Here is a 13,125-nt window from a genome sequence, read left to right as displayed (position 1 = left end):
GCGCGAGTCCACGGCGGCTACCAGCACACCGGGTGCCGGGTCGTCCCGCGGACCATGGTCCCGGGCATCCATGCGAGGACGGCCGGCTCTTCCCTGAGGTCGGGGAAGCGCTCCACCAGGGACCGGATCGCGATCCGGCCCTCCAGCCGGCCGAGCGGGGCGGCGACGCAGTGGTGGATGCCGTGTCCGAAGGCGATGTGCCCGCCCCGGCCGGTGCGGCGGATGTCGAAGGTGTCGGGGCGGTCGAAGCGGGAGGGGTCCCGGTCCGCCGCGGCGAGGCAGACGAGTATGCCGGAGCCGGCCTCGATGAAGGTGTCGCCGATCTCCAGGTCCGTGGCGGCGAAACGGAACGTGGCGGTCTCCACCGGGCCGTCGTAGCGCAGGATCTCCTCGACGGCTCCCCCGATCAGTCCGTCCGGGTCGGCGCGCAGGGCGGCGAGCTGGTCGGGGTGGGCGAGGAGCGCCCGCATCCCGTTGGAGACCAGGTGCACGGTGGTCTCGTGGCCGCCGACCATCATCAGGGCGGCCATCGCGACCAGCTCCCGGCGGGAGAGCCGGTCTCCCCCGTCCCCCCGGCTGGTCACCCAGTCGCTGAGCAGGTCCTCGCCCGGATCGGCGATCTTGGCGTCGACCAGCCCGGCCGTGTAGGCGGTCATGGCGCGCACGGCCGCGTTCTCGGACTCCACCCCGGTGGGCGAGACCATCTCGGTGATCCAGCCGCGGAAGGCGCCGCGGTCGGCCTCCGCGACCCCGAGGAGCTCGCAGATCACGGTCATGGGCAGCGGCTGGGCGAAGGCCTCGATCAGGTCGGCGCGGCGCTCGGGGAGGGCCTCCATCCCGTCGAGCAGCCCGTCGACGATCTCCTGGACGCGCGGGCGCAGCGTCTCGATCCGGCCGGGGACGAAGGAGCCGGCGACCAGCCGGCGCAGCCGGGTGTGGTCCGGCGGGTCGGCGCGCATCATGTTGGCGCTGGCCTCGGTCCGCTCCCGGTCGGCGTAGAGCCCGGAGGTCAGCCAGTTCTTGGACACCGCGGGGTGGGTGAGCACCTGGCGGGCCTCCCGGTGACCGACGATCAGCCAGACCTCCTGGCCGTCGGCCGCCTTCACCCGGTGAACCGGTCCCTCCGCACGCAGGCGCGCGTAGTGGGGGTACGGGTTCTCGTTGAAGTCTTCGGCGATCGCACTGAGGTCCAGGACCGGCATGTGGCCACCCTAGACCGGGAGTTGATGTACTCCGGAGCTGGTTTCGGCCATTCGCTCAGCCAGCCGCGCGCCGCCCCCAGGCGGTGCCCGCGAGCACCAGCGCGACCCCCGCGAAGCCGGCCGCGCCGAGCCGCTCGCCGCCGATGGCGATGCCCGCCGCCGCGGCCCACAGGGGTTCGGTGCCGAGCAGCAGGCTGACGCGGGAGGGCGAGGTGCGGCGGACGGCCCACATCTGCACGAAGAAGGCGAACAGGGTGCAGAAGACGGAGAGGAAGGCGAGCCCGGCCCACTCGGCCGCGCCGAAGTCGGCGGCGGCCGCCCAGGGGCTCGCGCCGGTGCCGGGCAGCAGGGCCAGTACGGCGAACACGGCGACCGCGGTTCCGAGCTGGACGGTGGTCAGGGAGAGCGAATCCGCTTCCTGCACGGCCTTGATCCGGGCCATCAGCAGGACGTGCGCCGTCCGCGCGAGCGCGGCGCCGAGGATGAGGAGGTCGCCGGTGCTCGGGGTGGTGAAACCCGCCCCCTGGGTGAGCAGGACGACTCCGCTGACGGAGACGGCCGCGGCGCCGAGGAAGGCGGGCGAGGGGGCTACGCGGCGGACGGCGGACTCGGCGAGCGGGGTGAAGATCATGGTCAGGCTGATGATGAGCCCGGCGTTGGTGGCGGAGGTGTGGACGACCCCGTAGGTCTCCAGCAGGAAGATTCCGCCGAGTACCAGTCCCAGCACTCCGGCGCCGCGCAGTTGGGCGGGGGTGAGCGCGCGCAGCCGTCGCCGACCTGCGACGGCGAGGACGGGCAGGACCAGCGCGAAGCGCAGGACGAGCACCGCGATCACGGTGTGCGTGGTGGTGACGCCCTTGGCGGCGAGGTAGCTGCCGCCCCAGACGACGGCGACGAGCAGGACCGGCAGGTCGGCGAGCCAGGCCCTGCGGGGCGCGGCGAGGGGAGCGGGGGCGGCGATGGTGGACACCGGTTCTCCAACGGCAGAAGGCAGGTGGAGACTTCGGCGGCTCGCACGGGGGGAGAGCCCAAGCTACCCGAGCATGATCGGCCGGTCGAGCCATTTGCCCACGGGCCCCGGACCCCGGGGCGCAGGCCGGGGGCCGGGGGCCGGGGCCCCGCGTCAGCCGAAGGTGCCGAACGCGGCGCGCCCCTTCGGCCGGTAGGTGTGGATGGCCGTGCCGGCCGAGGTGGTGCGGGAGTCCGTCAGCTCGAAGGCCGTCGGCAGGCCGCCCGTCGGGAACAGTCGCCGGCCGCCGCCCAGGAAGACCGGGAAGACCAGCAGGTTCAGCTCGTCCACCAGGTCCCGCGCCAGCAGCCACTGCGCGAGCGCGCCGCTGCCGTGCACTTGGAGCTCCCCCTCGGTCGCGTCCTTGATCCGTACGACCTCGCTCTGCAGCTGCTCCCCGTCGATCACGGTGGCGGGGCCCCAGGCCGGCTCCTTGAGCGTGGTCGAGGCCACGTGCTTGGGCAGCTGGTTGAGCCTGCTCGCGACCGGGTCGGCGGGGTCGTCGTGCTGCGGCCAGTACGAGGCGAAGATCTCGTAGGTCCGGCGCCCGAACAGGAAGGCCCCGGCCCGGTCGAAGACCTCGGTGACGAACTCCCCCATGCCCTCGTCGGCGAAGGGCACGAGCCAGCCGCCGTACGTGAACCCGCCACTGGTGTCCTCGTCCGGGCCGCCGGGGGCCTGCATCACACCGTCGAGGGTCAGGAAGGTGGTGAGGGTCAGCTTTCCCATGGCTCTGCGCTCCTTGGCTCCGGTACGTCGGCTGTCACGGGTTCAGACTCCCGGGCCGCCCGGAACTCATCGCCGCGGCGCGCGCGAACGCGATGTCCGTTTCCTGCCAGCGCCGTTCACCCCCGGGCGATTTCATTGAACTCGCAACCAATCAAGACGCGGAGGAACACCATGAACGGCAACGCAGTGGCCCTGGTGACGGGCGGCAGCAGGGGGATCGGCGCCGCGACCGCGCTGCGGCTCGCGCAGGACGGTACCGACGTGGCCCTCACCTACGTCGACGACGCGGAAGCGGCGCGGGCGGTCGTCGGCAAGATCGAGGCGCTGGGCCGGCGCGGCCTGGCCCTGCGCGCCGACGCGGGGGGCGCGGAGCGGGCCGCCGGGGCGGTGGAGGAGACCGTACGGGGCCTCGGCCGGCTCGACGTCCTGGTGAACAACGCCGGCGTGGGCGTGCTCGGCCCGCTGGAGGGGCTCACCATCGCGGACGTGGACCGCGTCCTCGCGATCAACGTCCGGGGCGCCTTCCTGGCCTCCCGCGCCGCGGCCGGGCGGATGGGCCGGGGCGGGCGGATCATCACCATCGGCAGCTGCATGACCCAGCGGGTGCCGGGCCCGGGCGGCACCCTGTACGCGATGAGCAAGGCGGCGCTGACCGGCCTGACCAAGGCCCTCTCGCGGGAGCTCGGCGAGCGCGGGATCACCGCGAACCTGGTCCACCCGGGCCCGGTGGACACCGACATGAACCCCGCGGACGGCCCCTACGCCGCCGCGCAGGCGGCCATGACGGCCCTGGGCCGCTTCGCCACCCCGCAGGAGGTGGCCGCCATGGTGTCCTTCCTCGCGGGCCCGGACTCCGCTTACGTCACGGGGGCCGAGTTCTCGGTGGACGGCGGCCACGCGGCGTAGGCCGTCAGGGCGGCCGGCCGGGGTGCGGACACCGCAGGGGCGCACCGTCGAAACGGTGCGCCCCTGCGGGGTGTTCGAGCATGCCCCGGGGGTGTCGGCCCCCGGGGCGGTCACGAGGGTGGCGTCAGCCGCCCAGCTCCTGGTGACGGGCGGTGTGCGCGGCGGTGCCGGCCTCCGTCAGCGCGCCGAAGAGGCGCAGGCGGGAGAAGCCGCCGTCCGGGAAGATGTCGATGCGCACGTGCGTGCCCACCGCCGGGGCGTCGAGCACGAAGCGGTGGTTGGTGTCGGGCTGCAGGCGGGTGCGCGGCAGGAACTCGGTCCACTCGCCCTCCTCGCCCGTCTTGACGGACAGCGAGGCCCAGCCGGCCGAGTTGCCCTTGAGGTACGCGGTGTCGATCTCGACGGCGCGGATCTCGGACTCGGCGACGAGCTGGTAGCGGATCCAGTCGTTGCCGTTGTCACGGCGGCGGGCGGTCTCCCAGCCGTCGTCCATCTTGCGGGAGCGGCCCGGGTTGATGGTGTTGGTCGGCGGGGAGTAGAAGCGGTTGGAGGCGTCCTGGACGGAGCCGCCGTTCTCCAGCGCCACCACGTCGAAGGAGCCGAGCGCCGCGAGCCACTTGGGGTCGGGAACGACCTCGCCGTAGACGCGCAGGCGGGCGATGCCGCCGTCGGGGTGCTGGTTGACGCGCAGGTGCGTGAAGCGCTGCTCGACGTCGATCTCGAAGCCGTTGGCCGCGTGGCCGCCGACGGGGGTGCGGGCGACGATGGTCGTCCACTTGATGTCGTCGCCCTGGAGCTCCGCCGGGGTCGGCGCGAGGGCGCCTTCCCAGTTGGTGGCCTCGACGGAGACGGCCTGCGGCATGTTGCCGCGGAAGTGGGCGGTGTCGACGACGATGCCGCGGATGACGCCGGGGGCGCCCAGGCGGACGAGCGCCCAGTCGTGGTCCTCGGGGGTCGGCCACGGCTGGGTGGCGGAGATGCCGCGGCGGCGGCGGGTCTCCCAGCCGTCCATGACCTTGCCCTTGTGGCCGAAGTCCTCGGGGTCGAAGTGCGCGGCCTCGGAGATCAGCAGGTTCTCGCGCTGGGCGAAGAACTCGTCGTTGGCCTCGATGACACCGGCGCCGAGCTCACGGGCGGCGAGGTTCGCGTACTGGGTGAACGGGAAGTCCGCGCTGCGGTAGTCCGCGTACGGGTCGCCGCCTCCGTACGGGTTCGCGTTGCCGGTGAAGGATTCAATCGCCACTGTCAGTTCTGCCTTTCAAGGAGTCGGCCGGTGGGCTCGGACGGGGTGCCGTGGTCGGCGATCCGCGTGCCGCGCAGCCAGGTGGACTTCACGACGCCGTGCAGGGTCTTGCCCGCGTACGCCGTGACCTGGTTGCGGTGGTGCAGGTGGGCCGGGTCCACGGTGAAGGTCTCTTCGGGGGCCAGGACGGCGAAGTCGGCGTCGCGGCCGGCCTCGATCGCGCCCTTGCTCGCCAGACCGGCGAGGGCGGCCGGGGCGGCGGACATCCAGCGGACGACGTCCTCGAGGGTGCGGCCGCGCTTCTTCGCCTCGGTCCAGATGGCCGGCAGGCCCAGCTGGAGGGAGGAGATGCCGCCCCACGCGGTGGCGAAGTCGCCGGTCTTGAGGTCCGCGGTGGAGGGCGAGTGGTCGGAGACGATGCAGTCGATCGTGCCGTCGGCGAGCGCGTCCCACAGGACGTCCTGGTTGGCGGACTCGCGGATGGGCGGGCAGCACTTGAACTCGGTGGCGCCGTCCGGTACTTCCTCGGCCGTCAGGGTGAGGAAGTGCGGGCAGGACTCGACCGTGATCTGTACGCCCTCGGCCTTCGCGGCCGCGATCAGCGGCAGCGCGGAGGCGGAGGACAGGTGCAGGACGTGGACGCGCGCGTTCAGTCGCTTCGCCTGGTCGATCAGGTTCTGGATCGCGGTGTTCTCGGCGTCCTGGGGGCGGGAGGCCAGGAAGTCGGCGTACTTGGGGCCCGGGTTCTGCGGCGCGGAATCCAGGTGGTGCGGGTCCTCGGCGTGCACGATCAGCAGGCCGCCGAAGCCGGTGATCTCGGCGAGCGAGGCGGCGAGCTGCTCCTGGTCGAGGAGGGGGAACTCGTCGACGCCGGAGGGCGACAGGAAGCACTTGAAGCCGAAGACGCCGGCGTCGTGCAGCGGGCGCAGGTCCTTGACGTTGTCCGGCAGCGCGCCGCCCCAGAAGCCGACGTCCACGTGCGCCTTGGTCCGGGCCACGTCCTGCTTGACCACCAGGTTGGCGGTGGTCGTGGTCGGCGGCAGGGAGTTGAGCGGCATGTCGAGGATGGTGGTGATGCCACCGGCCGCGGCGGCTCGGGTGGCCGTCCAGAAGCCTTCCCACTCGGTACGACCGGGGTCGTTCACGTGGACGTGGGTGTCGACCAGGCCGGGGAGGAGCACGTCGTCGCCGAAGTCCTCCAGCCGGGCACCGGCCGGTACGTCGGCCTCGTACGGCAGCACGGCCGCGATCTTCCCGCCGGCGACGGCCACCGAAGCGGCACGCGTCCCCTCGGGGGTGATGACGCGCGTCGAGCGCAGTACCAGTTCCACAGCCAGGTCGGACACCGGAACCTCCCCATCTACTTCCACAGAGCGAAATTCAACGTTCTGTTGACGGAGTCTTCACGTCGATCCGGAACCAGTCAAGAGCGCCCGGACGGACCACTGACGGCGGCGTATCGCAATTGGAGGTTTCCACAGGATGGAATTAAGATTTCGCTATGCAGAATGTAGCTACCACCACCGGGAACCGGACGGGCAACTTCCCGAGGACGTCCGCCACCAGGACAAACCGCCTCTGACCGGCGGGGACGGCATTGCCCCGGCTCTAGGGCCGACGCAGACCGACCGGTAGGCTGCTTGCTTGCCTGCCAGCACCGAAAGGACCGCGCCCGTGCCGACGTCCAGCGCCAGCACCACCGACGCCTCCACCAAGCCCACCGCCGCCAGCGGTGGCGTCCAGTCCCTTGAGCGCGCCTTCGATCTGCTCGAACGCATGGCCGATGCCGGGGGCGAAGTCGGCCTCAGCGAGCTCTCCGCCGCCAGCGGTCTGCCGCTGCCCACCATCCATCGCCTCATGCGCACCCTCGTGGCGTGCGGCTATGTCCGGCAGCAGCCCAACCGACGGTACTCCCTCGGACCCCGGCTGATCCGCCTCGGCGAGTCCGCGTCGCGGCTGCTGGGCACCTGGGCCCGGCCCTACCTGGCGCGTCTGGTGGAGGAGACCGGCGAGACCGCGAACATGGCCCTGCTCGACGGGGACGAGATCGTCTACGTCGCCCAGGTGCCGTCCAAGCACTCCATGCGCATGTTCACCGAGGTCGGCCGCCGGGTGCTGCCGCACTCCACCGGCGTGGGCAAGGCGCTGCTCGCCTACACCCCCGCGGACGAGGTACGGGCCCTGCTCTCGCGCACCGGGATGCCGGCCGCGACCGAGAAGACCATCACCACGCCCGAGGGCTTCCTGGAGGCCCTGGAGGTCGTCCGCCGGGTGGGTTACGCGGTCGACGACAACGAGCAGGAAATAGGAGTCCGCTGCCTGGCGGTCTCCGTGCCGAACTCGCCGACCGCCGCCGCGATCTCCATCTCCGGCCCGGCCGGCCGGGTGACCGAGGCCGTCGCCGAGTCCTTCGTGCCGATCCTCCAGGGCGTCGCGGCCGAGCTGTCGGTGGCCCTGCAGAGCCAGAACCCCGCGTAGGCGACACCCCTACGGGAATGGCCCCGGCACCCCTTCGAGGGGGTGCCGGGGCCATTCCCGTAGGCCCTACGGGGCCGGGACGGACTCCGCGCCCTGCTCCAGACGGCCGTCGGTCATCGTCGCCGTGGCGTCCATCCGCCCCAGGTGCGCGTGGTCGTGGGTGACCAGCACGGTGGCGGTGGAGCGCTCCCGGGTGAGGGTGACCAGCAGGTCCAGGATCGCGGCCCCGCGCTCGTGGTCGAGGGCGCTGGTGGGCTCGTCGACCAGCAGCACGGCGGGGTCGTTCATCAGGGCGCGGGCGATGTTGATCCGCTGGCGCTGCCCCCCGGAGAGCTGGTGCGGCCGCTTGTCGGCCTTGTCGGCCAGTCCCACCGCGTCCAGCAGCTCCAGGGCCCGCCGGCGCAGGGCCCGCGCGGGACGGCCGGAGAGGTGGGCCATGACCTGGAGCTGTTCGGCGGCGGTGAGCGAGGCCAGCAGGTTCGGCTGCTGGAAGACGATGCCGATCTTCTCCCGGCGCAGCGCCGACTTCTCGCCCGCGCCGAGCTCCGAGGTGTCCTGCCCGGCCACGACCACCCGTCCCGCGTCGGGCGTGACGAGGGTGGCGGCGACCGCCAGCAGGCTGGACTTGCCGGAACCGGAGGGTCCGACCACCGCCGTCAGGGTGCCGGCCGGCACCTCCAGGCCGACCGCGTCCAGCGCGGTGAGGCGGCCGTCGCCGTCCGGGTAGGTGAGCGTGACGTCGTGCACGAGCAGGGTCATCGGGCGCTCCCGAGAGCGGTCAGGGGGTCTACGGCGGTGATCCGCCGGATGGACAGGGCGGCGCCCAGCGCGCCGAGCGCGATCATGACGGCGGCCGGGACCAGCACGGTGGCGGCGTCGAGCACGAAGGGCACGTCCCCGCCGCTGATCAGCGCTCCGAAGCCGGCCGCGAGCGCGGTGCCCGCACCGGTGCCGAGCGCCAGCATCACCACGGCCTGCCCGAGGGCGTCCTTGAGCAGGTACGGGGTGGAGGCACCCAGTGCCTTCAGCACGGCGATGTCCCCGCTGCGCTGGATGGTCCACACCGTGAAGAAGGCTCCTATGACCAGGGCCGAGATGGCGAAGAGGAACCCGCGCATCAGCTGGAGCGAGCCGTTCTCGGAGGTGTACGACCCGATCGCGCTCAGCGCCCCGTCGACGGTCTGCGCCTCGGTGCCGGTGGCCTTGTCCCCGGCCGCCCAGTCGACGCCCGAGCCGTCCAGGGCCACGACGGTGGCGAGGGTGTCGATGGAGGTGCCGGGGTTCCCGACGCGCTGCCAGTCGTTGAGGTCCATCCAGACGACCGGGGTGTGGCTGTAGGCGGCGGTGCCGGACACCGAGGCCACGGTCATCTCGACCTGGCCGATCCTGAGCTTGCCTCCGGCGGTCAGCCCGCCGAGCTCCTTGGCGGCCTTCTCCGTGAGGACCACCTGCCCCTGGGTGAGCCCGCTCCCCCGGGGCGCGAGGGAGCCCGCCGGATCCACTCCGAAGACGGACACGCCCGCCGTGCGCTCACCCGAGACGACGTTGGTGGTGCGGATGCCCAGCGGCTGCGCCGAGGTCACCCCCGGCTGCTCCCGCCAGGCCAGCCAGGCCTTCTCGGGCACCTGGGAGTTGGTGAAGGAGACCTTCTGGCCCCCGGCGGGCGCGGCGAACGCGAGGCGGGTGGTGGCGGGCAGGCCGGTGATGGCCGAGATGTTCTCCCGGGCCAGGCCGGCGGTGAGCCCGGACAACAGGCCGACCAGCAGGGTGATCAGCAGGACCACCGAGCCCATCAGGGCGAAGCGGCCCTTCGCGAACCGTAGATCTCTCCATGCGACGAACATGTTCCCCACCTTGGTCTTCCGCGTGGACACAAGGCATCGCGCCACAGTAGGGATCCTCGTATCGAAGGGCGCACGAAGACATCAATCCTTTGGTTGACCGGGGCCCCCCGACCCGGACCTACGCTGGTCAGGCCATGACTGCTCACCTGCCGCCCCCCGCGGCCGCCCTCCCCTCGCCCCCCGCGCCCGGTGGCGCCCGCACCCTCACCCCCGTCTCCCGCGTCCTGCGGCTGTGCCTGCACGCCCTGTTCTTCGGCCTGCTCGCCCTCGCCGCCGGGCGGGCCGTCGCCGACTCCGCGCCGCGCGCGGGCTGGGTGATCGCGGCCTGCGCGGTACTGGCCGCCGTGTACCTCGCGGGCGTACGGATCCCCGCGGTGCACACCTCGGCGCGCGCCGGGGCGGTGTGGCTGGCGGCCCTGGGCGCGGCCTGGGCCGCGCTGCTGGTGGTCTCCCCCGACGGGCTGTGGATCGCCTTCCCGCTGTACTTCCTGGAGCTGCACCTGCTGCGGCTGCGCTGGGGCGTGACGGCCGTCGCGGTGACCGCCTGCGCGGCGATCGGCGGCTTCGTCGCGCACAGCAGCGCGGTGACCCCGGGGGCCTTCCTCGGTCCGCTGCTGGGCGGGGCCGTGGCGGTGGCGACCGTACTGGGCTACCAGGCGCTGTACCGGGAGAGCGAGCGGCGCCGCGAGCTGATCGAGGAGCTCATCACCACCCGGGCCGAGCTGGCCGCGGCCGAGCGGAGCGCGGGGATCCTGGCCGAGCGGGAGCGGCTCGCCCGGGAGATCCACGACACCCTGGCGCAGGGCCTGTCCTCCATCCAGCTCCTCCTGCGGGCCGCCGAGCGCAGCCTGCCGGAGGGTTCGGCGGCCCTCGCGCACATCGGCCGGGCCCGGGAGGCCGCCCAGGAGAACCTCGCCGAGGCACGGCGCTTCGTACGGGCCCTCACGCCTCCGGACCTGGAGCACGGGTCCCTGCCGGCCGCGCTGGAACGGCTGTGCTCGGCGGCGCCGGGCCCCCGGGTCCGGTTCTCCCTGAGCGGCACCGCGCGCCCCCTCCCGACCCCCTACGAGGTGGCGCTGCTGCGGATCGCGCAGTCGGCGCTGGCCAATGTGGTGCGCCACGCGGGGGCCGGACGCGCCGAGATCACCCTGACCTTCATGGACTCCTCCGTGACCCTCGACATCGTCGACGACGGCAAGGGCTTCGATCCTTCCTCGGCCGCCGCCGCCCCCTCGGACGGCGGCGGCTTCGGCCTGCCGGCGATGCGCTCGCGGGCCGAAACCCTCAGCGGCCTGTTCACGGTCGAATCCGCCCCGGGCCAGGGCACCGCCGTGGCCGTCACCCTTCCCCTGCCCGCGGAGGCCCTGTCATGACGATCCGGCTGCTCCTCGCCGACGACCACCCGGTGGTCCGGGCCGGGCTGCGCGCGGTGCTGGACACGGAGCCGGACTTCGAGGTGGTGGCGGAGGCGGCGACGGCGGAACGCGCGGTCGAGCTGGCCGGCTCCACCGGGGTCGACGTGGTCCTGATGGACCTCCAGTTCGGCCCCGGCGGCGGCATGCACGGCTCGGCGGCCACGGCCCTGATCACGGCCCGGTCCCCGTCCCCCCGCGTGCTGGTACTGACCACGTACGACACGGACGCGGACATCCTGGCGGCGGTGGAGGCGGGCGCCTCGGGCTACCTCCTGAAAGACGCCCCGCCGGAGGAACTCGCGGCGGCGGTCCGCACCGCGGCGGCCGGCCAGTCCGCGCTGGCCCCGGCGGTGGCGCTGCGCCTGATGGACCGCATGCGGACGCCGGCGGAGGCCCTGACCAAGCGCGAACTGGAGGTCCTCCAGCTCGTCGCGGACGGCCTGTCGAACCAGCAGATCTCCAAGCAGCTCTTCCTGAGCCAGGCCACGGTCAAGTCCCACCTGGTCCACATCTACGCGAAACTGGGCGTCGACTCCCGCACCTCGGCCGTGGCCACGGCGGCAACCCGCCGCCTGATCCGCACGCCGTAGGCGCATCCAGCCGGGCCTTTCCAGCCGTCCGGCGTTTGAGGACCGGGGTCTGGGGCGGAGCCCCAGGGGGTCCGGGGCGCAGCCCCGGGGAACGGTGGAAGGGCGGTAGGGGACTCCGCCCCGCAGGGCCCCCTCACCCGCACCGGGGCCCGTGCGGCAGGCAGACCGAGGCCCATCGGTCGGGACCCAGCGGCCGGGGCCCGGGGGCCGGCCCCCGGCTAAGCCACCCAGTACGGCCGCTCCACCGCCGAAGGCAGCGGCACACCCCCGTGAAACGCCTCCGCCAGCCTCCGTACGCCCTCGTCCAGCCGATCCGCCGTCAGGGTGTACGGGATCCGCAGCCGGTGCTCGAAGGTTCCGGGATCCACCCCGAACCGCGCGCCCCGCCCGATGTTGACCCCGGCCGCCGCCGCCCGGTCCGCCAGCGCGGAGCTGACCGGCTCCCCCAGGTCCACCCAGAGCGAGAGCCCGCCCGGCGCCACCTGCCAGCTCCACTCCGGCGTGTGCCGCTCCAGCGAGGCGATCAGCGCCGCCCGCTGCCCTCGTAGCCGCTCGAGCCGCGCGGGCAGCGTCCGCTCGAGCCCCTCGAGCAGCGGCAGCGCCACCAGCTGGTCCAGGACCGAGCCGGTCATGTCGGCCGCCACCCGTACCGCCGTCAGCTCCGTGATCATCTTGGCGGTGGCCCGGATCCACCCCACCCGCAGCCCGCCCCAGTGCGTTTTGCTCAGCGAGCCGATGGTCACCACGTGATCGGCCCCGCCCTTCGGCGCGAGCGAGGCCAGCGGGGCGGGCGCCGGCACGTCGAGCGCGATGTCGGCGATGGTCTCGTCGACCACCAGCCAGGTCCCGGTCCGCCGGGTCGCCGCCAGCAGCCGCAGCCGCTGCTCCTCCGGCATCAGCGCGCCCGTCGGGTTGTGGAAGTCGGGGATCACGTACGCGAGCCTCGGCACGGTCTGGCGCAGCGCGGACTCGGCGATCTCCAGGTCCCAGCCGGCGTCGGAGACGGCGATCGACCCGGTGCGCAGCCGCGCGTGGCGCAGGGCGTCCAGGGCGTTGGCGTAGGTCGGGTTCTCGGTCATCACCCGGTCCCCGGGCCGGCACAGGAGGCTCACCACCAGCGCGAACGCCTGCTGCGCGCCCGCCGTGACCAGGATCTGCTCCGGGCGGGTCGCCAGTCCCCGCCGGGTGAACCGCTCGGCTATGGCGGTCCGCAGGTCGGGCAGCCCGAAGGGGTGGTAGCCGGGGCTGCGGGCGAAGGCGGGGAGTCTGGGCGCGGCCCAGGCCACCGCGTCGGTGAGGCTGTCCTGGGGCGCGCCCATGGCGGCGATGGCGAGGTCGATGCCGGGGTCTCCGTCGGCGCTGTAGCCGCCGGCGCCGACGATGGCGTGCGCGCCGACCGGGCGGTGGCCTTCGGGGAGCTCGGTCCAGGTCCCGGAACCGCGGCGGCTGCGGACGTAGCCGCTCTCGCGCAGGAGGTCGTAGGCGCCGGTGACGGTGGCCCGGCTGGCGCCGACCGCCTCGGCGAGTTCGCGTTCGGCGGGCAGGCGCACGTGCAGGGCGATCCGGCCGTCGAGGATCAGGGTGCGGACGGCGTCGGCCAGGGCCCGGTAGCCGGGGCGGGCCAGTACCTCCGCCGGAAGCAGGGCCGCGAGCTGGCGGCTGCCGATCATTCTGTCCGCCGTCTGGACCACTCGCCCGTTTGCCATGCC

At 73.3% G+C, this 13,125-nt stretch carries 12 protein-coding genes; 4 read left to right on the top strand and 8 right to left on the bottom strand.

The window, feature by feature from the left end:
* Window positions 1-17: 17 nt before the first annotated feature.
* The 3 genes from OG247_RS34765 to OG247_RS34755 all read right to left on the bottom strand — a co-directional run bounded on the left by OG247_RS34765 (window position 18) and on the right by OG247_RS34755 (window position 2,940).
* Window positions 18-1,202, bottom strand: a complete 1,185-nt coding sequence (locus OG247_RS34765; RefSeq protein WP_327255931.1) for a cytochrome P450 family protein — start codon at window positions 1,200-1,202, stop codon at window positions 18-20.
* Window positions 1,203-1,257: 55 nt separating this feature from the next.
* Window positions 1,258-2,172 carry a DMT family transporter gene (locus tag OG247_RS34760; protein ID WP_327255930.1) on the bottom strand — a complete coding sequence of 305 codons (915 nt, stop codon included), beginning with the start codon at window positions 2,170-2,172 and terminating at the stop codon, window positions 1,258-1,260.
* Window positions 2,173-2,325: 153 nt separating this feature from the next.
* Entirely contained in the window at window positions 2,326-2,940 is a 615-nt protein-coding gene (locus OG247_RS34755) for a dihydrofolate reductase family protein (RefSeq protein ID WP_327255929.1), read from the bottom strand.
* A 171-nt stretch (window positions 2,941-3,111) separates the two neighbouring features.
* Between OG247_RS34755 and OG247_RS34750 the strand changes: the two genes are divergently transcribed.
* Entirely contained in the window at window positions 3,112-3,846 is a 735-nt protein-coding gene (locus tag OG247_RS34750) for an SDR family oxidoreductase (RefSeq protein WP_327255928.1), read from the top strand.
* A gap of 124 nt (window positions 3,847-3,970) precedes the next feature.
* Here OG247_RS34750 and alc read toward each other — a convergent pair whose 3' ends face one another.
* Together alc and allB are read right to left on the bottom strand one after the other, a co-directional pair.
* On the bottom strand, window positions 3,971-5,089 hold the full coding sequence (alc, locus tag OG247_RS34745; protein WP_243339150.1) for an allantoicase: 1,119 nt from the start codon (window positions 5,087-5,089) through the stop codon (window positions 3,971-3,973).
* A 2-nt stretch (window positions 5,090-5,091) separates the two neighbouring features.
* Entirely contained in the window at window positions 5,092-6,426 is a 1,335-nt protein-coding gene (gene allB, locus OG247_RS34740) for an allantoinase AllB (protein WP_442813680.1), read from the bottom strand.
* A gap of 337 nt (window positions 6,427-6,763) precedes the next feature.
* On the opposite strand from allB, the gene OG247_RS34735 reads away from it, so the two are divergent.
* Window positions 6,764-7,567 (top strand): IclR family transcriptional regulator, encoded by an 804-nt coding sequence (locus OG247_RS34735; protein ID WP_274550203.1) that lies wholly within the window; start codon window positions 6,764-6,766, stop codon window positions 7,565-7,567.
* A gap of 66 nt (window positions 7,568-7,633) precedes the next feature.
* Here OG247_RS34735 and OG247_RS34730 read toward each other — a convergent pair whose 3' ends face one another.
* Window positions 7,634-8,326, bottom strand: coding sequence for an ABC transporter ATP-binding protein (locus tag OG247_RS34730; protein WP_327255926.1), 693 nt, complete (start codon window positions 8,324-8,326; stop codon window positions 7,634-7,636).
* Entirely contained in the window at window positions 8,323-9,411 is a 1,089-nt protein-coding gene (locus OG247_RS34725) for an ABC transporter permease (RefSeq protein WP_327255925.1), read from the bottom strand. The genes OG247_RS34730 and OG247_RS34725 overlap by 4 nt, the downstream gene beginning before the upstream one ends.
* A 134-nt stretch (window positions 9,412-9,545) precedes the next feature.
* Here OG247_RS34725 and OG247_RS34720 point away from each other — a divergent pair, with 134 nt between their 5' ends.
* Window positions 9,546-10,784, top strand: coding sequence for a sensor histidine kinase (locus OG247_RS34720; protein ID WP_327255924.1), 1,239 nt, complete (start codon window positions 9,546-9,548; stop codon window positions 10,782-10,784).
* Complete coding sequence (locus OG247_RS34715) at window positions 10,781-11,416, top strand: response regulator transcription factor (protein ID WP_327255923.1); 636 nt, start codon at window positions 10,781-10,783, stop codon at window positions 11,414-11,416. The genes OG247_RS34720 and OG247_RS34715 overlap by 4 nt, the downstream gene beginning before the upstream one ends.
* Before the next feature lie 218 nt (window positions 11,417-11,634).
* Here OG247_RS34715 and yczR read toward each other — a convergent pair whose 3' ends face one another.
* Window positions 11,635-13,122 (bottom strand): MocR-like transcription factor YczR, encoded by a 1,488-nt coding sequence (yczR, locus tag OG247_RS34710; RefSeq protein WP_327255922.1) that lies wholly within the window; start codon window positions 13,120-13,122, stop codon window positions 11,635-11,637.
* Window positions 13,123-13,125: the final 3 nt, after the last annotated feature.

Source organism: Streptomyces sp. NBC_01244, from assembly GCF_035987325.1.
GTDB lineage: Bacteria > Actinomycetota > Actinomycetes > Streptomycetales > Streptomycetaceae > Streptomyces.
This window is presented reverse-complemented; position numbering and strand designations above follow the sequence as displayed.